Origin of the sequence: Peribacillus sp. TH14, from assembly GCF_016651145.1 — a bacterium.
Classification (GTDB): domain Bacteria; phylum Bacillota; class Bacilli; order Bacillales; family DSM-1321; genus Peribacillus; species Peribacillus butanolivorans.
The window spans coordinates 2,136,659-2,157,875 of record NZ_JAEKEK010000001.1; the positions used below are offsets into that span (position 1 = coordinate 2,136,659).

Consider the following 21,217-nt stretch of genomic DNA (forward strand, 5'->3'; position numbering starts at 1 on the left):
TTTATTCAGGTTTAGTAGTGATATCTTCCCCAAAGTACTTTTTGCTAATTGCTGCAAGTGTTCCATCTTCTCGGAGGTTTTCAAGTGCTTCATTAATGCGTATCAGCAGCTGGGGGTTATCATTCGGTAGAACTATGGCCTGCTCACTGCGTTCTATCAATTGACGCCCTTTGATGTCGAATCCTTCTTTGGTCGCTTCTTTACCGGTTACAAAGTCGGTAATAACGGCATCATGACGACCTCCGCTTAATGCTTTAAGAGCGGTGATATCACTGTCGTAGGTTTTTACATTGGTTGTATACTTTTCTGCTGTGGTTGCGTATGTGGAGCCTTTAGAAGCGGCAACTTCCTTTCCCTTTAAATCTTCGACTGTTTTGATATCACTATCGGATCGGACGAAAATTTGTGGACCTGAGTAGTAATACGGGGTGGAAAAAGCAACATGTTTACTTCGTTGTTCATTAATTGTATGACTGGCAACCGCGGCATCTGCCCGACCGGTTTTGACACCCTCGACGATTCCCTTAAATTTAATCCGCTTTGGGACCGGTTCTAGACCAAGTTCATTCGCGATTGCTTCTCCGACTTCAATATCAAATCCTGTTACGGTCATGTCATCATTAACGTAACTAAATGGCTTGAATTCACCTGAGGCAGCGAATACAAACTGGTCCTTATTGATCAGCTTACTACCATCCTCTAGCTGATCTTTTTCAGCACAGCCGGACAGAAGACCAAGAATAATCAGTAATACTAGAATGAATTTAACTGATAATTTCATGATTATTTCATTTCCCCCTTTGAAAAAAACTAATAGAATGGTCTATACCCTAATGAGATCGTGAATAACCTTATTTTACAGGAAAAATAAACCAAATCAATAAAAAGTCGACCCTGAATATGCCGACTTTTCAATGATTAATTCCTTTTTAATATGCAAATTAATGAGGATAATATTGATTTGTACTTCATTTGATTTAACGATAATTAAAGATTACAAAGATGGAGAAATCACACCATATGTAAACCTTTAATATGGATTGAAGGAATTGGATTAATTTTAATTATTGGTTAATTTCTTTGGGATAGTTATCTAACTCATGCAGTAAAAATGGCTTCTTTTTAGGTATTTCTCTAAAACGTAAAAAACGGTAATTCAGTCCTTTTTAACTGAATTACCGTCATATCTTCTAACTGCTGCACGTCTTTTGATTGAGTCATCTTTCATCGACCTTTCTTTAACTATAAATCCTTTTCAACCAGCGGTTTGAATGTACGATTTTTCTTCTATTTTGAGTATAAAGAGAATAAACGTGAGGTCAATGAAATCAAAGATTTGAATGTATGATATTTACACTTAACATACATTCATTAAAAGAGACAAAATTCTAAGAATAATGTATTGCCTAAATGCAAAAACATAATAGACCTAAGACCTGCTTATACAATTATATATAGTTAATGGAAAGTATTTGTTGTAAGTATTCGATATTTATAAATTAATACTATTTGTTCTGAATATTTCAATTTAATGTTAAAGTAATAAAAGGTAAAATATCAAATATATTACATTTTAAAATTCTATTTTGGAGGCAAATATGAAAAAAGCACTTTTTATTTTATTGATTGTTTATCTAGTTATTTTAACTGGGTGCAATCAAGAAAGCACAGACTCAGGTAGTTCTGCTGTAATTGTTATAGTTAATAATAAAGAATATAACGGAACTGAAGATAAACTAGACAAGAGTAAAGAGTTTGGAGAAGAGATTGGTACAGTAGAAAAGAAAACAAAACCAGATGAAATGCCAAAAGAAAATCAATCAAATTATTTTGAAGTTGGATCGAAAATCTATTCTGTTAAGGGAACAGAAGATTACATTATTGTGGTAGATAACAACAACGAAAAAGAGCTTTTAAAAAAGGTAACAAAAGAAGGATAATGAGCCTTCTTTTGTTACCTTTTTTTATAAAAAAACACAATTATTCTAAAAGTTAAGGGAGCAAGTTAGCTTCAGGCAGGGTTTTTCTGAATAGACTGACTTTAACTTTGCCTATGTGTTGAAGTATAATATAGCAAAATAGCAGAAGGGCAGTTGGGAAAATAGTGAGCAACTTTGTGCAAGAACAGTTACAGGAATTTCGTGTGAAAAATCAAGATAGAGGTCGTTTAATTATAAAATGTCCGGACCAACCAGGAATTGTTGCGACGGTTACGGCATTCCTTAAAGAACATGGAGCTAATATTGTTGAATTGAGCCAGTATTCCATGAACCCAGAGGGCGGCACCTTTTTTACCAGGATAGAATTTGATTGCCCGGGCTTAAAGGAAAAGGCTTTGGATATGGAAGTAGCCTTTCAAGAAATTTCGACAAAATTTTCGATGCAATGGACATTTAACTATGTGAGTGATTTAAAGAGGACGGCAATCTTCGTTTCTAAGGAGCCACATTGCCTTCTGGAATTGCTATGGGAGTGGCAAAGCGGGGATCTATTGGCTGATATTGCGCTTGTCATCAGTAATCATGAAGATACGAGGCAAATTGTCGAATCCATGAACATTCCTTTTTATTATATTCCTGCTAATAAGGACATACGTAAGGAAGTGGAAGCACAACAGCTTAAACTTCTGGAAGAATTTAATGTCGACCTAATTGTACTAGCAAGATATATGCAGATATTGACGCCTGATTTTGTGGCTGCACATCCGAATAAAATCATCAATATCCACCATTCGTTTTTACCTGCGTTCATCGGGGCCCGACCTTATGAAAGAGCTTATAATCGAGGTGTTAAGCTGATTGGGGCAACTTCGCATTATGTAACAAACGATTTGGATGAGGGTCCAATTATCGAGCAGGATATTGAACGTGTCGATCACCGTGATTCTGCAGAAGATATGAAGAAAGTCGGTCGTTCAGCTGAACGCAGGGTACTTGCCCGTGCTGTTAAATGGCATTTGGAGGACCGTGTACTTGTTCATGAAAATAAAACAGTAGTCTTTTAATAAGAGCCCCCCATTTGGCATTGAAATTTGCCGAAGGGGGGTTTTTGTATTGAATAAGTAATGATTAATACGTATATTCTACCCTTACTGAGGCCGTGATGTTTAATTCTCCAGGCTGAATAGGGGTAGAGGCCATTTTTGTATAGGAACTGGTTTGGAAAAGGGCGGGTGGCGAAGTTTCTGAGAGTTCCTCAACCTGATTAGGGACTGGATTCAATGAGATTCCTAACGTTCGAGCCATGGAAAGGGCCTTTTCGTATGCATTTTTTAAAGCAAGCGAAAGTGCCTGGTTATAGTAAGCTTCTGGATTGGATAAGGAAAAGCGAATGCTTGTAATGGAATTGGCACCACTTCTGACTGCTGTGTCGATTATGCTGCCTATTTTTTCAATGTCAGTCGTTTTGGCCTGGATAATGTGCTGGACTTTATAGTTTTTAAACAATTCTTTTCCTTCGATATAATCATATTGTGGATCAATTCTGTAATCACTTGTTTTTAATTGCTCTTCTGGAATGCCAATGGATCTAAGAGATGCAATGACTTTCGCTATTGCTTGAGAATTGGCCTGCTGAGCTACCTGAGGGTCCACATCCTCGGATATAACTCCAAGGGTGATTACGGCTTGGTCAGGAGCAGCCTGGAGCGTTTCTGAACCGGAAACTTTCAAAGTATGATTCCTGCTATGTTGATAATCCCGGTCAGGAACAATAAATTCTTGATTCATTTTGACACCAACCTTTTTAAAGAGATAATCTCAACCCTATTGTACGAAGTATTAGGGGGAAACATGATTGAAATATGAAATATCCCGGCTGCTATTAATTCTTTCGGCACATTTAAAGAAAAAAGGGATGTCTAACAGAATGTTTTTTAATCTGTTTTAGCTTAAAAAAAGATACAAAAAAACACTCGGCCTAAAACCGAGTGCGTTTTATTTATGAATGACTTGAACCCTGCCAACCTGGCCATCTGTCAATCTTACTTTAATTCCATGCGGGTGGCTGCTGGAGTTGGTTAAAATATCTTTTACTGTTCCACGTGTTAGCTTTCCGCTGCGTTGATCTGCTTTAAGAACAATGTCCACAGAGGTACCTGGAGTAATATCTTTTCGATTTTGACCGTTCATGTTTAATTCAGTCCTTTTTAGAGTTATTTGCAACCTTTGATAGTGCAGTAACTTCAGTATAAGGAAAACAGCAGACCTAGTCGACTTTTAGATAACAATCTCGCAAAGCTCTATTGAATCTTTTTAAGCGGCTCGACAGCAGGGCCATTTAATACTTCACCAGTGATAGAGTAACGAGAAGCATGACATGGACAGTCCCAGGTGCGATCGCCGCTATTCCACGCCACCTCACAACCCATATGAGTGCATGTGGAATCTACAATATGAAGCTGGCCTTCATGATCTCGGTAACACCCGGCTTTATCTCCATTTACCTTGACGATGGCACCTTCATCTATCCCTAAATCTTCTGGCGTTTTATGAATAACTGCCAATTTACTTTTAATCAAATGCTTCGCTACATCAGCGTTGTCTTCGACTATATTTTTCATTCCTTTTATACGGGCTGGATTATATAGATCTGCATATCGGTTGTCCTTTTGCAGAATATGATCAGTTAAGATTTTTGCAGCAATTGATCCATTCGTCATACCCCATTTCGCATAGCCGGTTGCAATGAGAACGTTTGGATGATTAGATGTTACTGGGCCGACGAATGGCAGATTATCTGGTGTCACAATATCTTGTGCTGACCAGCGATAAGGAATATCTTTTACATTGAAATATTGGGAACTAAAGTCCTGTAAGGCTTCATAATGTTCAATTGTCGAGATACCCTGACCGGTTTTATGGCCTTCCCCGCCTACAAGTATAAGTTTTTCCCCATTGTCCTCTGTATAACGAAGGGAACGGGTGGGGTTGTCAGCGCTGTAATACATACCACCGGGGTATTCCTGTTCGGTCTTAATTCCAAGAACATAGGATCTTTTTATATGAGTACGAGCAAAGTATAATCCCATTTCATCATTAAATGGGAAGTGAGAGGCAACTATTATATGGTTGCTTTTGATTGTATGCCCCGTTTCAGTTATAACGGTTGGTGGCTTGCCGTCTTCAATTTTCATAGCCGTTGTACGTTCATAGATATTCCCTCCAGCTTCCAGAATAGGGGGGATGAGGGCTGTTAAATATTTTAATGGATGAAACTGGGCTTGATCCTTCATAATCACAGCAGCTTTACATGGAATAGAGAAAGGGATCTTTTCTGCATAATCTCCTCGAATGCCAAGTTTTTGATAGGCCTTTAGTTCCTCTTGGATTTTACTTTTATATTCATCGGTATTTGCGTATACATAAGCATCTTGAACATTCAAATTGCATTCAATAGAATGTTCTTCTATCAATCCTTTGATAAGCTCCATTCCTTCAGTGTTGGCCTGATAGTAAAGTCTGGCCTTCTCCTCACCGTGATCAGTAATCAACTGGTTGTAAATCAAGCCGTGCTGGGCCGTGATTTTTGCGGTTGTATGGCCAGTTGTTCCATTAAGTATCTCGCTTGCCTCAATGAGTGTGACTTTCACACCTTGCTTGGCTAATAGATAAGCTGAAGTGATACCCGTAATTCCTCCACCAACAATTAAGACATCAGTTGTTATATCTGTTTCTAGCTTAGAAAACGAAGGAAAGGATAAAGTACTGCGCCAGTATGGCTCCGGATATTGAGGAAGTTCTGTATTTTTTTCGGTCATTTGAATACCTCCATACGTTTCATTAGTGGTTTGTCCATTTATTACCATGCCCAAATTCTCTTTTTTTACGCTTATTTTTATAAGAAGAAGACTATTAAAAGTTAGTTTTTGTGCTTGTTTACAATATTGTATACATGTAAACAAAAGTAGATGGTTTGTACACAAATAAGTAAACATGTTTACAAATGAGTACACATGGCTATATATATGGTGTGTACATATTTGTTCCTGATGTATACGAAAATGTATACAATTAGACAAATAAGGCTACAATTTATGAAGGATTGACTATTATAGAAACCTTTTCTATGCTTAATAGAGTGCTCCACCTAAATTTTTTATGAAAAAGAAGATGTTTTTAGATGAGTTCTAGAATCGCAGCAGCAGACGTAGGAAAGGATGCAATTAAAGCTATTTTTGGAAAGCTAGAGTCTGTGAACTATATATACCAAATGTCATTGCAAAAAACATTGGAAGGGATACATATTAGAGTCCATTCACCAGCACTAAAAGACAATAATGCCATTTATCGTGTGGGAATTTAGCGACAAAAAGTGATAACCCAACAGAACTAGATTTGGGGAGCAGTAAATCAGAGGAAGACCAAACATTAGTATTTGCGTAAACTAAACATCTTGTACATTCAATAGAATGTTCTTCTATCAATCCTTTGATAAGCCCCATTCCTTCAGTGTTGGCTTCATAGTCTAGCCTTTTCCTCACCGTGGTCAGTAATCAACTGGTCGTAAATCAAGCCATGATGGGCCGTGATTTTTGCGATTGTCTGGCCAGTTGTTCTATTAAGTATTTCGCCTGCCTCAATGAGTGTGGCTTTCACACCTTGCTTGGCTAATAGATAGGCTGAGGTGATACCAGAAATTCCTTCAGCAACAATTAAGACATCAGCTGTTATATCCGTTTCTAGCTTAGAAAACGAAGGAAAGATAAAGTACTGCGCCAATATGGCTCCGGATATTGGGGGAGTTCTGTATTTTTTTCGGTCATTTTTAATATCTCCATTTATTACCGATCCCAAAATTTTCTTTTATATATACGCTAGCTTTTATAAGAAGAAGATTTTTAAAAGTTAGTTATTTTATTTGTTTACAATTATGTATGCAAGTAAACAAAAGTAGATGGTTTGTACACGAAAAAGTAAACAGGTTTACAAATGAGTACACATGGTTATATATAACGTGTGTACATATTTGTTCCTAATGTACACAAAAATGAATACAATTCGACAAATAAAGCTACAACTTATGATGGATTGACTATTATAGAAACCTTTTCTATGCTTAATAGAGTGCTCCACCTAAATTTTTTTATAAAAGGGGATGTTTTTAGATGAGTTCTAGAATCGCAGCAGTAGACGTAGGAAATGATGCAATTAAAGCTATTTTTGGAAAGCTAGAGTCTGAATTATATATACCAAATGTCATTGCAAAAGACATTGAAGATCGGCCGGTCATAGGAATCGAAGAACTCGATGAAAAAAACCCATTAGAAGGGATACATATTAGAGTCCATTCACCTGCCCTGCAAGACAATAATGCCATTTATCGTGTGGGAAATTTAGCGACAAAAAGTGATAACCCAGCAGAACTAGATTTGGGGAGCAGTAAATCAGAGGAAGACCAAACATTAGTAATGCTTTTTGCGGCTCTTGCATTGGATGCTGCCAAGCAAGGGAATAATGATAAGTTCAAAAAAGTAAATAACGTTGTCGAAGCGAATTATACGCTGGGCACAGGTCTACCTCTTCGGGAAGTTAAGGAAGGGAAAGATGTTGGATACCGTTCGAAGTTACTGGGTTCCGTTCACCAAGTAGAATTTTTAATTACACCCAAATACCAAGGTATGAAGGTTAATATCAAATTTGATGAAGTGAAAGTCTATCCAGAGGGCTTCGCCGCATACATTAATTTAGTCATGGACAATGATTTGAATATCATTAACCGTGAATTAATAGACAGAAGAATTCTCATTCAAGATATTGGCGGACTATCGACAGATATCGCGGTCATTAAAAACCGTAAAGTTGACGATGATAAGGCGCAAGGATTCAATCTTGGAGTAGCTGAGGCTCTTGAATCTATTCGTGAAGAAATCAGAAAAAAACACGGTGTCGAGTTGGATAGCAGACGCGATGTCGTTGAAATCATCACGAAGAAAAACGACCGTAATCATATTATGGTTCGCGGAAGCCGGACAAGCGTCCATGATATCATCGACCGGATTTTAGGAGAACTTGCGAAAAAGCAATACCGTCACCTACGTAACGTATGGCAGAAAAACTCGCAAACGGAAATCTGCTATTTTGTCGGCGGAGGATCGATTGTCTTGAAAGATTATCTGAAAACGCTAAATCAAAATTTTGATGGCTACAATATAGACTTTTTTGAAGATGAACGGGAAAGCGTTTGGATGATGGCCAACGCCTATTATAAATTGATTTCGGATTTTAATCGCCGGAATTCAAAGGAACAACATCAATCCCAGCAAAAGAAGAAAGAACATAGATCAGGTGCTGTTAAATAGGTGAGAGAATGAAAAAAACAGCTTCTTCTGAAATCAAAAGAGGACAAGCCATCACTTTTCGTATCCCTTCAGATGTATCAGATTATACGTTAAGACAGCTGCAGAAATTGAAGGAAACAGAAAGAAGGAATTTTTCCAGTAAAATTGCCGAGTATGTTCTCGATGGAATCGGACAATCCACCCATCAGGAACGGGAAATGATTGCTCTACCCATGCCGAACAAGCTTAGCAAATCTCAGCGTGACTGGCTCAAGCATTCCCACTCAGAAGCTATGCTTGGAACGATTATGTACCATCTTTTATCCGATCCTTTACGCGCGACTGCCTTGCTAGCCTCATTGAACAGTAATGTAATTAATGAGGAGATTTATTTGCAGGATGGGCCCGAAGAACAGGAACAGGATACTGAAGTGGTGCAGAAGGAAATATCTAAGAAAGATTTGGATGACTTTGATTGGAGTTTGGATGAAACCACACAACAAGTGGAGGAACCAGAACCTGAAGAGGAAAACCTTGATGATCTTCTTGGTGATTTTCTTGATCAAATGAATCAATAAGTATGTAGAAGGGTATCTGACAACATGTTGGATATCCTTCTTTTTTATTAACGGGGACTTTCAAAAAAAGAAGGACCTCAGGGCCCCCTCTTGAATGAATTAAGCTAGGAAAATTAATTGATAGAGGAAAAGAATTGCAAACATGTACACTAACGGATGCACTTCTCGGAACTTTCCTCTAGCCATTTTTAAAATAGGATAAGTGATGAATCCAAGTGCTATCCCATTGGCGATACTTGATGTTAACGGCATTGCGACAATGACCAAAAAGGCTGGGAAAGATTCATCAAAATGCGTCCAGTCAATCTCGTTAATGCTTTTAATCATCATACTTCCTACAATAATCAGGCTTGGTGCGGTGATTGCCGCTACATTTGAGACAGCTCCGATAAGGGGGCTGAAGAAGGCGGTTATTAAGAAAAGAATAGCTACGACAAGAGCTGTTAATCCTGTTTTACCGCCTGCACCTACGCCAGCAGAAGACTCAACTGAGGCAGCGGTAGGGCTTGTACCGAACATGGCACCAACAGTTGTACCAATGGAGTCTGCAAAGAAGGCACTCCCAGATTTCTCAAGCTTCCCATTTTTCAACAATCCAGCTTGACGTACAATTCCAAGTAACGCTCCGGTTGTATCAAATAGCATGACAAGTAAGATTGAGAAGACAACTCCATATAGCCCGTAGTTAATGACATCTGCAATAGATGTGATTGGATTAGCGACGATTATTCCCTCAGGTAATGACGGTGTCGAAACAAAGCCATCAATTTTTAACTGTCCAGTAAAGAAGGCGATAATGGCTGTGACGATCATTCCAATGAATATTGCTCCCTGCACATTACGTACAATTAACACAATCGTTATAACCAAACCAATTAACGTAAGTGCCACACTAGGGTCTCTAAAACTTCCAAGGGTAACTAGATTGGATTCATGACTTGTAACAACGCCTGACAAACGAAGTCCAATAAAGGTGATGAAAAGTCCAATTCCAGCACTGATTGCGTGCTTCAAATTATTGGGGATGGCTTCAATCAATCTTGATCGGAAAGAGGTAAGTGATAAAAAGATAAAAATAATCCCTGTAACAAAGACTGCCGAAAAGGCAACTGTATATGAGATATTATGAGTGCCTAGCACTGAGTACGCAAAATAGGCATTCAATCCCATCGCAGGTGCTATGACAATTGGATAATTGGCTAAAAGAGCCATGCAAAGAGTACCTACTATGATTGCGATGATGGTTGCTGTGAAGGCCTGGTCAAAGGGGACCCCGGCATCAGAAAGAATCATTGGGTTTACAACTATGATATAAGCTAATGTTAAAAAGGTTGTAAGCCCCGCAAGTACTTCCGTCTTAATATTTGAATTCCGTTCTTTTAATTTAAACATGCGGTTACTCCTCTTTTTATATACAAAAAATCCTTGTACTAATCATTACAAGGAGGAGGTGCTTACCCTTTTTTCAAGTAAGTAGCTCGGTAGTATAATTTATTTGATAATAAAATCTTATAAATTATATTAGAAAAACAACTAAAGTACAATAGCATGTAAAATTTACAGTGACAGGTTTTCTCGAAATTAGATAATGATATACTAACAAATAGCTTAGATTAAGGAAGTTTCCCTTAGAGTGTAACTCCGCAACGTTCCTTAAGACGATTTACAAGTTTTTTAATGGGAAAAACAAGGGAATGACAAATTTAGAGAGTAGGTTTATATATGACAAATTTCATCGACTTGGGCGTTAGCCCGGCGATTAACGCGATATTAAAACAAATAGGAATTTCTAACCCGACACCTATCCAGGAGAAATCCATACCAGATATTCTTGCGGGAAGGGACGTCATCGCGAAGGCACAGACAGGGACTGGGAAGACCTTGGCGTTTTTGTTGCCTATTTTAGAAAAAGTAGATCCGACAGCATCCCACATCCAATCGTTAATTGTTACACCAACTAGGGAATTAGCTTTGCAAATCACAGCGGAACTGAAAAAGTTTGCTAATGAAATTGAGGAGCTGCAGGTGCTTGCTGTATATGGTGGACAGGATGTCGAACAGCAAATGAAAAAGTTGACACGAAATATTTCTGTCGTGGTTGCCACGCCAGGGCGGCTTTTAGATCATTTACGAAGAGGCACCATTGATTTATCGCAAACACAGACACTCGTTCTGGATGAAGCTGACCAAATGCTTCATATTGGCTTTTTACCGGAAGTAGAAGAGATTATGGGGCAGCTTCCAGAAGAACGGCAGACATTGCTCTTTTCTGCCACAATGCCTGAACAAGTTCATCAGCTAGCTAAACGCTACATGAATAAACCATTAACTGCGGCAGTAAAGGCTGATCAAGTTACAGTCGAGCAAATCCGTCAACTTGTTATCGAGACGACAGATCGTGCCAAACAGTCTTCATTAATTACCATAATAAAAGAAGAACAGCCTTACCTAGCCATTATTTTTTGCCGCACTAAACGCCGTGTTTCAGTCTTGAATGATGCTCTAAAATCCGCTGGTTTTAATTCTGAGGAACTTCATGGGGACCTTTCACAGGCTAAACGAGAACGTGTTATGAAAAACTTCAGAGATGCAAAGCTCCAATATTTAGTGGCAACGGACGTTGCGGCGCGGGGGCTGGATGTAGAAGGAGTGACCCATGTATTTAACTATGATGTCCCTGAGGATGCGGAAAGTTATATCCACCGAATTGGTCGTACAGGACGAGCGGGTGAGAATGGTCTAGCCGTAACCTTTATTGCCACTAAGGATTTGCAGATGTTAAGTGATATCGAAAAAGGAATTTCAATGAAAATTGAACGAAGAACAATTGAAGGCGTCAAAATGTTCCAACCTGATGAGACGGGTCATAAAAAGAAGCGTTATGAAGAATCTTCAGAAGAGGGAACTCGTCGCCCACGTACAGGAGGAGGTCGCCGCCACAGAGAGCGTATAGATACAAGAGGGCCTAATCGAGGAAGTCACCGTTCTGCTAATCAAGCAGACAACCGTGAATTAGAGCTAGAGAAACCACGCGGAGGTCGTACGGAAAATAGTCGTGGACCGAAACGTGAGAATCCAAGTGGAGGTCGTACGGAAAACAGTCGCGGGCCGAAACGTGAGAATTCAAGGGGAGGACGCCCAGAAGACAGCCGTGGACCGAAGCGTGATAATACCCGTGGTGACCGCCAAGGAGACAGCCGGGGAGCAAAAGGGGGAAATACCCAAGGGCCAAGTAATAGGAGAGGCGGGTCTGGGGGCTTTTCAAATAGAGGAAGAAACCGATAAAAGGAGGCGATGGAAGTGGAAAAGCCTTGGTTGGCGGAATATCCAGTTTCCTTAGAGCTAGCAGAGAAATTAATCAGGCTGCAGTTTCCAGAAATTGAGTTGAAAGAGATAAACCAACTTGGGGAGGGGTTTGATAACACGGTCATTCAAATTAATGAGCAATATGTATTCCGTTTCCCTCGACGCCCTATTGCAGTTACGTTAATCCAAGTGGAAAATCAACTTCTGCCCTCGATAGCAGGTAACTTTCCACTTGCTATACCTGAGCCGATTTTTTTTGGAAAACCAAGTAGCATTTATCCATATCCCTTTACAGGTTATAAAATGGTAAAGGGATACTTGCCTGTGGAAGAATCAGTTGAAAATAAGATTATATCGGCAAAAAGATTTGCCCATTTTTTAAAAGAACTTCATAGTTTTCCTGTTGAAAAAGCGAAGCGATTAGGTGTAAAGCCTGATGGAATGATGAGGCTCGATATATCCTTTCGCCAGAAAATGCTAATGGAAAATGTCTCAACTCTATTAAAACTAGGTTACTCTGAGCAGGCGTATGCCGTTAAGGATTTTTTTGAAAAACTCAAACCATTGAATGTTCATCATCCAATCTCACTCGTTCATGGAGACATTCATATCCGGAACGTTTTACTCGATAAAAAAGGTGTTCTCGCTGGAATTATTGATTGGGGAGATGTTCATATCGGAAACCCAGCTATTGATTTTTCCTTTTTATACAGCTATTTTCCAAAAGAAGCACGCCAAGTATTTTTTGGGATTTATGGTGACATCGATAAAGAGATGGAGTGCTTGGCCCGGTTCAGAGCAATATATATGCTTGTTACTTTACTCGTTTATGGCATTGATCGTCAGGATGAACAGCTGATTGCTATAACGAGCACTGGTTTGAAATTTGCTATAGAAGAATAATTGTTACTTTCTTTTAATGATTGGGAGGTTAATATGAAAGCAAGTTATTTTCATACAATTACGTTAATTGGGAAAATGTTGGATAAATCTAACGTTCCTTATCAATATACAGGTCAATCTGCTCTGTTTGTGCAAGGAGTGGAGGTTGATGAGTATAAGAACATCACCATTGATGTGCAATGGGATGTCTTTAATGAGGTTTTTGAGCTGTTTTCCAAATTCGCCCCTACGCAGCCTGAAAAAAATCCTGAGAGTTCTTCTTTTCTATTGGAGATTGATGGGGTTACAGTCACAGTTCGCTGTTTGTTTAACATGACTATTAAAACAGATCCTTATCGATTGTCTATAAAGATTGGAGAAATGGAGATTTGGTGCCGGTCATTGTACAGTTATTTATACGACGAGGAAATGAAGAAGTACAGTGCTGAAATTCATGCCTACTTATCTGCCGAGCAGCAGGGCTTCACAGCTGAAAATGAACAGGCATGGAACCAGAATAATTATTTAGCGCTTGTCAATCGTTACGGAAAACCCAAAGAACTGGCATCTAAAATCAGACAAAATCCCAAATGGAGACTGCATCCATTTTATAAATATATGGGAGATGTAACAGGCAAAAAAATCACTCATTTAATGGGGTCAAATGGCGTTAAAGCGGTTGCCATGGCCATCATAGGGGCCAATGTCAAGGTAGTTGATTTTTCTCAGGAAAACGCGACTTTTGCAAATGAATTGGCAAAAGAGGCCGATGTTTCGATTGAGTATATCATCTCTGATGTGCTGTCATTATCATCAGAACATGTATCTGAGAAACAGGATTTGGTTTTAATGGAGCTGGGTGTGCTTCACTACCTAATTGATCTTCAACCATTATTCGAAAAAATTAAAATGATTTTAAAGCCAGGTGGACGATTCATTTTACATGAATTCCACCCGATTTCAACAAAACTCATTACCTCTAATGGTAAAAAGCATAAGGTGGCAGGCAACTATTTTGCTCCAGCAATTGAAAACAACGAGGTCGCTTTTTCCAAGCATATGCCGGATGAAGAAAAAGAGAGCCTTTCAAAAGTGGTTCAGCGTAAATGGACAATAGGAGAACTTATAACGGCAGTAGGTCAATCAGGGCTTGCGATCAAGGTGCTTGAGGAAGAACCAAACCATAAGATCCACGATATCGGTCTTCCGAAAACATATACCTTGGTAGCGGAACGAGTGTAAGGATGCAGTTAAAAGTGTTATGCATATAAAAAGGATGTTTGTATTAATGTCTCTATGCCCTCAGATAAAAACATTAAATTTTAAACAATCAGGAGGAACCTTTTATGAGTAAAATTTATATCATTCATGAAAATGAGGAATGGACTGCCCATTTAACCAAAAGAATGAATGAGTTAGAACTTCCCTATGAAGAATGGCATCTTGATCAGGGTGTGGTGGATTTAACAGAGGAACCGCCAGAGGGCGTTTTTTATAGCCGTATGAGTGCAAGCTCACATACTCGTGGGCACCGATTTGCTCCTGAAATGACAGAATCTGTGCTAGCGTGGCTTGAACAGCATAATCGTACAGTCTTCAATGGGACACGAGCGCTTCGTTTGGAGGTCAGCAAAGTCAATCAATATACGGCACTGACAAAGGCTGGAATTAAGACTCCGCAAACGATCGCAGCTGTAGGCAAGGAAAATATCATGAAAGCAGCAGAGAAATTAAATGCCGCTTCGTTTATCACGAAACATAACCGTGCAGGTAAGGGACTCGGTGTTCAATTATTTCACTCAGTAGAAGCATTGAAACATTATGTGGAAGGTCCAGAATTCGATGAGCCAGTTGATGGGATTACATTAATTCAGGAATACATAAAAGCACCGGAGCCATTCATCACCCGTTGTGAATTCGTGGGTGGCAAGTTTATGTATGCGGTAGAGGTTGATACATCCGAAGGTTTCGAGCTTTGTCCGGCAGATGCCTGCCAAATTGGTGACTTGTTCTGCCCGATCGGTGAAGAGGTAGTAGAAAAACCAAAATTTCAAATTGTGCAAGATTTTCATGATCCGATTATTGAAAAATATGAAGCGTTTTTACAAGCAAATGAAATTTCGATTGCAGGAATTGAATTCATTCGTAACAGCGATGGTGAAATCTATACTTATGACATCAATACCAATACGAATTATAACAATGACGCTGAGGAAGCAGCAGGCCAATATGGCATGCTTGAATTAGCGAAGTTTCTAGGATCCGAATTGGCGAAACAAAACATGAACAAAAATAAATAATAAAAAGTGATGCTGACTGAAAGGGGATTTTATAACCATTTCAGTCTTTTTTTTGACATACAAAGAAGGTGCCCCTTCTCAAGCGGGCACCCTCTAAAAAAAATTAATTTTGGTTCGACCATTCTTCTACATCCCATACTTTGGTAATCCAATCTTCATAGAAATCAGGTTCATGACAGACAAGGATAATCGTTCCCTTATACTCTTTTAATGCACGTTTTAGTTCTTCTTTCGCGACAACATCCAAATGGTTCGTCGGTTCATCAAAAAGCAGCCAGTTACTTTCTGTAAGCATGAGCTTACACAAGCGGACCTTCGATTGTTCACCACCACTTAAGTGACTCATTGGACGTGTAATGTGCTCGTTTTTCAAACCAACTCGAGCAAGGATGGCGCGTACCTGTGGTTGATCGAGATGTGGGAATGCATTCCATACTTCATCGATCGGTGTCGTGTTGCCTGCTTTCACTTCTTGCTCAAAATAAGAAGAGAAAAGGAAATCGCCAAGGGATCTTTTTCCGCTTAGAGGATCAATTTTACCAAGAATCGTTTTTAACAGCGTAGATTTTCCTACTCCGTTACAGCCGACTACGGCAATTTTTTCCCCTCGTTCGATGGTCATCGATAGCTTTGGAAGCAATGGACGGTCGTAGCCAATTTCCAAATCCTCCCCTTCAAATACATAACGGCTGCTCGCACGTGATTCTTTGAAGTCAAAAGTCGGTTTCATTGCAGTCTCCGGACGATCGATGCGTTCCATGCGGTTCAATTGCTTCTGACGACTCTTTGCCCGACCGGTCGTTGAGTAGCGGGCTTTATTTTTAGCAATGAAATCTTCCTGCTTTTTAATGAATTCACGCTGTTTTTCATATGCATTGATGTGTTGATTTTTATTCAATTCGGCAAGCTCCAGGAATTTTTCATAAGTTGCCGTGTAACGGGTCAATTTTGAAAATTCAAGATGGAAAATGACGTCGACGACCCCGTTCATGAACTCGGTATCATGCGAAATTAATAAGAATGCATTAGGATATTCCTTTAAGTAGCTGCTCAACCAGCGGATATGCTCCACATCCAAGTAGTTAGTCGGTTCGTCAAGGAGCAGTACTTCAGGCTGTTCTAAAAGTAACTTGGCAAGTAAAACTTTTGTCCGTTGTCCACCGCTTAGGGCAGAAACGTCACGGTCCAATCCGATTGCATCTAATCCCAAACCGCGTGCTGCCTCTTCAATTTTAATATCTAGATTGTAAAAACCACCGGCTTCAAGCTTGTCCTGGATTTCACCCATTTGTTCTAAAAGTTCTTCAAGTTCTTCAGGAGTAGCTGTCCCCATTTTCTCTGTTACTTCATTCAATGCTTTTTCTTGCTCGAATAACGGTAAGTACGCATCCCTTAATACGTCGCGAATCGATTTACCTTTTGAAAGAATCGTATGTTGATCAAGATAGCCGTATTCGACACCAGGTGTCCACTCAACCCGTCCTTCATCGTGAATCAGTTGTCCTGTAATGATATTCATCATTGTTGACTTCCCAACACCATTTGCCCCGACTAGACCTACATGCTCGCCAGCCATTAGACGGAAGGAAACATCCTTGAATAAGGTACGATCGCCAAAGCTGTGTGCTAATTTATCTATAGAAAGTAAGCTCATTTATATTGAACCTCCCAATTAATTTGAAAAAATCTCTACGTTTCATCATACTAAAATCTGTACTAGATTGCTATCTAATCTTATTTACATATGAGCCCTCTATTAAACGGAGTGAGTGAAAGGATCATGTTCGAAAACTTATATAGATTGGCTTATAACTACTGACTCTTGACCAATCGAAAAACGGGTTACGAATCTTCAGGCAAACAGTGGCTGAGGAATAATTGTTTCTTAATAATGAACATGAAACAGTATTGGGAATCATGTTTTTTGCGTGTTATGTCTTTGTACTTTATCGCTCCTGCATAAATTATATGAGATAATGAGGGAAGCAGTTTAAAAGGGAAAGGATGTTATTATGAGTAAAACAGTCGTACTGGCCGAGAAACCATCGGTCGGAAGAGATATAGCAAAAGTGCTGAATTGCGGAAGAAAGGGTAATGGCTTTTTTGAAGGCGATCAGTATATCGTTACTTGGGCACTCGGTCATTTGGTGACCCATGCCGACCCGGAAACTTATGATGAAAAATATAAAACGTGGCGTCTTGAGGACCTGCCTATGCTGCCTCCTTCCTTAAAATTAGTCGTGATCAAACAATCAGGCAAGCAATTTCAATCGGTTAAAACGCAATTGAACCGTAATGATGTCAAGGATGTCATCATTGCGACTGATGCAGGTCGTGAAGGAGAACTTGTTGCACGCTGGATTCTCGAGAAAGCGAATGTGAAGAAGCCCATCAAGCGGCTTTGGATCTCCTCTGTAACGGATAAAGCTATTAAAGATGGCTTTAAAAAGCTCAAAGAGGGAAAAGAGTATGAAAACCTATTCGCCTCTGCGGTAGCTAGAGCGGAAGCAGATTGGATCGTAGGTATGAATGCAACACGGGCGCTCACAACCAAGCATAATGCCCAGCTATCCTGCGGTCGGGTTCAAACGCCAACGCTTGCGATGATTGCCAAAAGAGAAGAGGAAATCAAACAATTCCAGCCTAAGAAATATTATGGTGTTTCGGCAACAGCAGAGTCTAAGTTGCGACTCGTTTGGCAGGATGCTCAATCAAAAGATGTCCGCACATTTGATAAAGCGAAGGCAGAAAAGGTTCTTACAGCTGTTAAAGGGAAACAGGCGGAAGTGGTGGAAGTGAACAAATCCCATAAGAAAAGCTTTGCGCCTTCTTTATATGATTTAACGGAGCTTCAACGGGAAGCCAATAAGAAATTCGGCTATTCGGCGAAAGAAACGTTATCGATCATGCAGCGCTTATATGAGAGCCATAAGGTCTTGACTTATCCAAGGACGGATTCACGCTTTTTATCAACGGATTTGGTTGATACGCTAAAAGAACGATTGCAGGCGGTCAGCATCAAGCCGTATGCCCAGTATGCTTCGAGAATTCTGCGCAGCCCGATCAAGGCCAATAAATCGTTTGTGGATGATAGCAAGGTTTCCGATCACCACGCAATCATCCCGACTGAGCAAACGCCGCTTCCGGGGAAACTGAGTGACAAAGAATCGAAGATCTATGACTTGGTTGTCAAAAGATTCCTGGCTGTATTAATGCCTCCGTTTGAATATGAACAAACGACTATCACCGCTAAGATAGGTCAAGAAACGTTCATTGCTAAAGGGAAGGTCGTCTTGAAATCAGGTTGGAAGGAAGTCTATGATCATCACTTCGATGAAGAAGAGGCTAAGGATGGCCTTGTTGAGCAACTGCTTCCTGCCGTTCAAAAAGGTGACAATTTAGTTATCTTAACTGTGAAACAAACAGATGGGGAAACAAAACCACCGGAACCATTCAATGAAGGATCATTGCTATCAGCAATGGAAAACCCTGCTCGCTTCATGGCAGGGGAAAGCAAGGAACTCATCAGGACTTTGGGAGAAACAGGCGGGATTGGTACCGTTGCGACCCGGGCTGACGTTATTGAAAAATTGTTCAATAGCTTCCTGATTGAAAAGAGAGGGAAGGGTCTTCATGTTACGTCGAAAGGGAAGCAGCTCCTCGAGTTGGCTCCTGAAGACTTACGTTCTCCGGCATTAACAGCACAATGGGAACAAAAGCTAACGGCCATCGCAAAAGGAAAGCTGCCAAAACAAGCTTTCATCGGCGATATGCGTACCTATGCCAAAAATATCGTTCATGAAATCAAAAATAGTGATCAAAAATTCAAGCATGATAATGTTTCAGGAACGAAATGCCCGGATTGCGGCAAGCTGATGCTTGAAGTGAATAGTAAAAAGGGGAAAATGCTTGTCTGTCAGGATCGTGAATGTGGACACAAAAAAGGTGTTTCACGTGTAACAAATGCCAGATGCCCGCAATGTCACAAAAAGATGGAAATGCGCGGTCAAGGAGAAGCACAAACATTCACATGTAAATGCGGTTTTCACGAAAAACTTTCTTCGTACAATAAACGGAGAGGGCAAAATAAAAACCAGCGGGTATCGAAAAATGAAGTCTCCAATTATATGAAAAAGCAAAATAAAGAAGAACCGATCAACACAGCCCTGGCGGATGCCCTGGCTAAACTGAAATTCGATAAATAAAAGAAAAAGGATGGAGCAATCGCTCCATCCTTTTTCTTTATATTACTGCTTCGACTAAATTTCATTCAGTACGGTGCCATGTAATTCATATTCAAGTGTGTTGTCCATTTTTTGTGTGTGTTTACCCGAATCTACTCGTATGAGCGTACTGAATGGCTGCTGATCGCCTGGACTGAAAATCGCTTCATCATTCTCTGGATTCCATAGGCTGTAAATACTCATAATCTGTATCCTCCTTTGGGTGAGAAGACTAGTAATTCCCTTCTTGATTATCATCTAACTTTTCAATTAACTCTAACGCTGATCACCGGGACTAAACACCGCTGCGTCATTCTCTTTGTTCCATTGGCTTCTGATTGTACTCATCGTGCACATCATCTCCTTTGGTGAGAATGTCTTACAGTATTTGTATACCCGGCTAGGACAGGTTAAAACATTTATTTTCAAAAAAAGGTGTAATTATATATTCGATGTAAGGTATATCCATTAATTTTCAGCAGATATATATTCAAAAAGGTAAAGATGAATTAAATGGTCAATTTCATAATGTATTGTTCGCCAATCATTCCGACCCTTCTCATACCGGTATCTTGAAATCCAACCTTTATATATAGTTTTTGTGCGGGGATGTTCTTATGATTAACAGCTAATACAATTTCATCACAATTAGGAAATTCTGATTTAACAAACTCGGCCAGTAGGAGCATGCCTTGTTTTGCATAGCCCTTTCCCTGCTTAGCATGATCAACTGATAATGCAGTTAGCAACATGGCATTCGGATTAGTCGAATATTCAATTACGCGATCTGTTGAATGCAGTAAAAAGAAACCTACAGGTTCATCATCACTTAAAATGACGATACGATGCTGTCCTTTTGTTACTTCAGTAAAATTGTTGGGCAAGGTAGTAAATAGTCCTTGTTCTTCAGGGAGTTCAAAATGATTTAGTTTTTCGGAATATTCATCTGAAAAATGCTTTAACTCAATGAAATTTACCATTTCCATAAAATGATTCCCCTAACCTTTTTGCTTTACATTACCATAAAATAGTCGATTTTTTGCATATCTTTGATAATTTCAAAAAGAAGAATCACTTGAAATGTAAAACCATGAGAGGCTGCACGATCGATAACTAAAATTTGGATAGAGCCATACCAAAAGAAAAAACCCTGTTACGACGCAGAAGAACCGCATTGTAACAGGGTTTTAAAATTAGCGTCCCAGATAGGAATCGAACCTACGACCTACAGCTTAGGAGGCTGTCGCTCTATCCTACTGAGCTACTGGGACATATAAAAAGTTCAACGACCTATTCATTATATTTCTTATAGGCAAACTTTTCAAGTTAATAGCTTATACTTATGAAAATATTCATCATAATAGCTTAACAAGTGATGATGTTCAGTGTTAATAGTCGGAGAAAGCTTGGTAATGATGGTGTCTAATATAAGAACCTTGCTTGAGTTCAAGTAGGGGAGGCAAGCTATTTATTAAAGCAGGGAGAGACTATGTTTCCTGAAGATTCATAATATATTCATTGACATTGATAATCATTATCAACTATACTGAACCCATAGTAAATACTCTATTTCAAGAAAATAAAATTAGTAATAGACATTAGAAGAGTGGCGATTTTTCAATTATTACCAAATGAATATATTATATTAAT

Annotated in this window: 18 protein-coding genes, 1 tRNA gene and 1 pseudogene; 10 read left to right on the plus strand and 10 right to left on the minus strand. The window is 39.4% G+C overall.

The annotated features are described in order from the left end of the window. Position 1: 1 nt before the first annotated feature. On the minus strand, positions 2 to 781 hold the full coding sequence (locus tag JFU50_RS10370; protein WP_201187644.1) for a transporter substrate-binding domain-containing protein: 780 nt from the start codon (positions 779 to 781) through the stop codon (positions 2 to 4). Positions 782 to 1,598: 817 nt separating this feature from the next. Between JFU50_RS10370 and JFU50_RS10375 the strand changes: the two genes are divergently transcribed. Together JFU50_RS10375 and purU are read left to right on the plus strand one after the other, a co-directional pair. Next, positions 1,599 to 1,940: a hypothetical protein gene (locus JFU50_RS10375; protein ID WP_201222526.1), complete on the plus strand. Its 342-nt coding sequence runs from the start codon at positions 1,599 to 1,601 to the stop codon at positions 1,938 to 1,940. Positions 1,941 to 2,104: 164 nt separating this feature from the next. Continuing rightward, positions 2,105 to 3,004: a formyltetrahydrofolate deformylase gene (gene purU / locus JFU50_RS10380; protein WP_056527664.1), complete on the plus strand. Its 900-nt coding sequence runs from the start codon at positions 2,105 to 2,107 to the stop codon at positions 3,002 to 3,004. A gap of 64 nt (positions 3,005 to 3,068) precedes the next feature. Here purU and JFU50_RS10385 read toward each other — a convergent pair whose 3' ends face one another. The 3 genes from JFU50_RS10385 to JFU50_RS10395 form a co-directional block, all read right to left on the minus strand. Then, positions 3,069 to 3,728: an SIMPL domain-containing protein gene (locus tag JFU50_RS10385; RefSeq protein WP_201222528.1), complete on the minus strand. Its 660-nt coding sequence runs from the start codon at positions 3,726 to 3,728 to the stop codon at positions 3,069 to 3,071. A 207-nt stretch (positions 3,729 to 3,935) separates the two neighbouring features. Further along, positions 3,936 to 4,130 (minus strand): YwbE family protein, encoded by a 195-nt coding sequence (locus JFU50_RS10390; protein WP_053348380.1) that lies wholly within the window; start codon positions 4,128 to 4,130, stop codon positions 3,936 to 3,938. A 110-nt stretch (positions 4,131 to 4,240) separates the two neighbouring features. Beyond that, complete coding sequence (locus JFU50_RS10395; RefSeq protein ID WP_201222530.1) at positions 4,241 to 5,758, minus strand: FAD-dependent oxidoreductase; 1,518 nt, start codon at positions 5,756 to 5,758, stop codon at positions 4,241 to 4,243. A 467-nt stretch (positions 5,759 to 6,225) separates the two neighbouring features. Here JFU50_RS10395 and JFU50_RS31960 point away from each other — a divergent pair. Then, positions 6,226 to 6,374: pseudogene (locus JFU50_RS31960) on the plus strand (ParM/StbA family protein); the annotation flags it as partial. Between the two features lie 84 nt (positions 6,375 to 6,458). Here JFU50_RS31960 and JFU50_RS10405 read toward each other — a convergent pair. Beyond that, complete coding sequence (locus tag JFU50_RS10405; RefSeq protein ID WP_201222532.1) at positions 6,459 to 6,794, minus strand: FAD-binding oxidoreductase; 336 nt, start codon at positions 6,792 to 6,794, stop codon at positions 6,459 to 6,461. 311 nt (positions 6,795 to 7,105) lie between these two features. On the opposite strand from JFU50_RS10405, the gene JFU50_RS10410 reads away from it, so the two are divergent. Then, complete coding sequence (locus JFU50_RS10410) at positions 7,106 to 8,299, plus strand: ParM/StbA family protein (RefSeq protein ID WP_201187630.1); 1,194 nt, start codon at positions 7,106 to 7,108, stop codon at positions 8,297 to 8,299. 8 nt (positions 8,300 to 8,307) lie between these two features. Then, complete coding sequence (locus JFU50_RS10415; RefSeq protein ID WP_201187628.1) at positions 8,308 to 8,856, plus strand: hypothetical protein; 549 nt, start codon at positions 8,308 to 8,310, stop codon at positions 8,854 to 8,856. Between the two features lie 99 nt (positions 8,857 to 8,955). Here JFU50_RS10415 and JFU50_RS10420 read toward each other — a convergent pair whose 3' ends face one another. Next, positions 8,956 to 10,248, minus strand: coding sequence for an NCS2 family permease (locus tag JFU50_RS10420; RefSeq protein WP_201187626.1), 1,293 nt, complete (start codon positions 10,246 to 10,248; stop codon positions 8,956 to 8,958). A 330-nt stretch (positions 10,249 to 10,578) separates the two neighbouring features. On the opposite strand from JFU50_RS10420, the gene JFU50_RS10425 reads away from it, so the two are divergent. From JFU50_RS10425 to JFU50_RS10440, 4 genes are all read left to right on the plus strand, one after another. Further along, a complete protein-coding gene (locus tag JFU50_RS10425; protein WP_201222535.1) occupies positions 10,579 to 12,141 on the plus strand; it encodes a DEAD/DEAH box helicase in 1,563 nt (520 codons plus the stop codon). A 15-nt stretch (positions 12,142 to 12,156) separates the two neighbouring features. Beyond that, positions 12,157 to 13,065, plus strand: coding sequence for a phosphotransferase (locus JFU50_RS10430; RefSeq protein ID WP_201222537.1), 909 nt, complete (start codon positions 12,157 to 12,159; stop codon positions 13,063 to 13,065). A 33-nt stretch (positions 13,066 to 13,098) separates the two neighbouring features. Further along, positions 13,099 to 14,286, plus strand: coding sequence for a class I SAM-dependent methyltransferase (locus tag JFU50_RS10435; RefSeq protein WP_242486958.1), 1,188 nt, complete (start codon positions 13,099 to 13,101; stop codon positions 14,284 to 14,286). A 104-nt stretch (positions 14,287 to 14,390) separates the two neighbouring features. Next, entirely contained in the window at positions 14,391 to 15,344 is a 954-nt protein-coding gene (locus tag JFU50_RS10440; protein WP_201187619.1) for an ATP-grasp domain-containing protein, read from the plus strand. Between the two features lie 103 nt (positions 15,345 to 15,447). Here JFU50_RS10440 and JFU50_RS10445 read toward each other — a convergent pair whose 3' ends face one another. Then, positions 15,448 to 16,998, minus strand: a complete 1,551-nt coding sequence (locus JFU50_RS10445) for an ABC-F family ATP-binding cassette domain-containing protein (protein WP_201187617.1) — start codon at positions 16,996 to 16,998, stop codon at positions 15,448 to 15,450. 358 nt (positions 16,999 to 17,356) lie between these two features. Between JFU50_RS10445 and JFU50_RS10450 the strand changes: the two genes are divergently transcribed. Further along, positions 17,357 to 19,549 carry a DNA topoisomerase III gene (locus JFU50_RS10450; protein ID WP_201187616.1) on the plus strand — a complete coding sequence of 731 codons (2,193 nt, stop codon included), beginning with the start codon at positions 17,357 to 17,359 and terminating at the stop codon, positions 19,547 to 19,549. A 54-nt stretch (positions 19,550 to 19,603) separates the two neighbouring features. Here JFU50_RS10450 and JFU50_RS10455 read toward each other — a convergent pair whose 3' ends face one another. The 3 genes from JFU50_RS10455 to JFU50_RS10465 form a co-directional block, all read right to left on the minus strand. Next, the gene (locus tag JFU50_RS10455; protein ID WP_201222539.1) at positions 19,604 to 19,771 is read right to left on the minus strand and encodes a hypothetical protein; all 168 of its coding nucleotides are present in this window, start codon (positions 19,769 to 19,771) and stop codon (positions 19,604 to 19,606) included. Positions 19,772 to 20,076: 305 nt separating this feature from the next. Next, complete coding sequence (locus tag JFU50_RS10460; protein WP_201187590.1) at positions 20,077 to 20,553, minus strand: GNAT family N-acetyltransferase; 477 nt, start codon at positions 20,551 to 20,553, stop codon at positions 20,077 to 20,079. A 211-nt stretch (positions 20,554 to 20,764) separates the two neighbouring features. Next, positions 20,765 to 20,838: transfer RNA gene (locus JFU50_RS10465), tRNA-Arg, on the minus strand. Positions 20,839 to 21,217: the final 379 nt, after the last annotated feature.

Bases quoted from the DNA above. Each gene is read 5' to 3' on its own strand.
- JFU50_RS10370 (WP_201187644.1), bottom strand. From the start codon at position 781: ATGAAATTATCAGTTAAATTCATTCTAGTATTACTGATTATTCTTGGT.
- JFU50_RS10375 (WP_201222526.1), top strand. From the start codon at position 1,599: ATGAAAAAAGCACTTTTTATTTTATTGATTGTTTATCTAGTTATTTTA.
- JFU50_RS10385 (WP_201222528.1), bottom strand. From the start codon at position 3,728: ATGAATCAAGAATTTATTGTTCCTGACCGGGATTATCAACATAGCAGG.
- JFU50_RS10390 (WP_053348380.1), bottom strand. From the start codon at position 4,130: ATGAACGGTCAAAATCGAAAAGATATTACTCCAGGTACCTCTGTGGAC.
- JFU50_RS10395 (WP_201222530.1), bottom strand. From the start codon at position 5,758: ATGACCGAAAAAAATACAGAACTTCCTCAATATCCGGAGCCATACTGG.
- JFU50_RS10410 (WP_201187630.1), top strand. From the start codon at position 7,106: ATGAGTTCTAGAATCGCAGCAGTAGACGTAGGAAATGATGCAATTAAA.
- JFU50_RS10415 (WP_201187628.1), top strand. From the start codon at position 8,308: ATGAAAAAAACAGCTTCTTCTGAAATCAAAAGAGGACAAGCCATCACT.
- JFU50_RS10420 (WP_201187626.1), bottom strand. From the start codon at position 10,248: ATGTTTAAATTAAAAGAACGGAATTCAAATATTAAGACGGAAGTACTT.
- JFU50_RS10425 (WP_201222535.1), top strand. From the start codon at position 10,579: ATGACAAATTTCATCGACTTGGGCGTTAGCCCGGCGATTAACGCGATA.
- JFU50_RS10435 (WP_242486958.1), top strand. From the start codon at position 13,099: ATGAAAGCAAGTTATTTTCATACAATTACGTTAATTGGGAAAATGTTG.
- JFU50_RS10440 (WP_201187619.1), top strand. From the start codon at position 14,391: ATGAGTAAAATTTATATCATTCATGAAAATGAGGAATGGACTGCCCAT.
- JFU50_RS10445 (WP_201187617.1), bottom strand. From the start codon at position 16,998: ATGAGCTTACTTTCTATAGATAAATTAGCACACAGCTTTGGCGATCGT.
- JFU50_RS10450 (WP_201187616.1), top strand. From the start codon at position 17,357: ATGAGTAAAACAGTCGTACTGGCCGAGAAACCATCGGTCGGAAGAGAT.
- JFU50_RS10455 (WP_201222539.1), bottom strand. From the start codon at position 19,771: ATGAGTATTTACAGCCTATGGAATCCAGAGAATGATGAAGCGATTTTC.
- JFU50_RS10460 (WP_201187590.1), bottom strand. From the start codon at position 20,553: ATGGAAATGGTAAATTTCATTGAGTTAAAGCATTTTTCAGATGAATAT.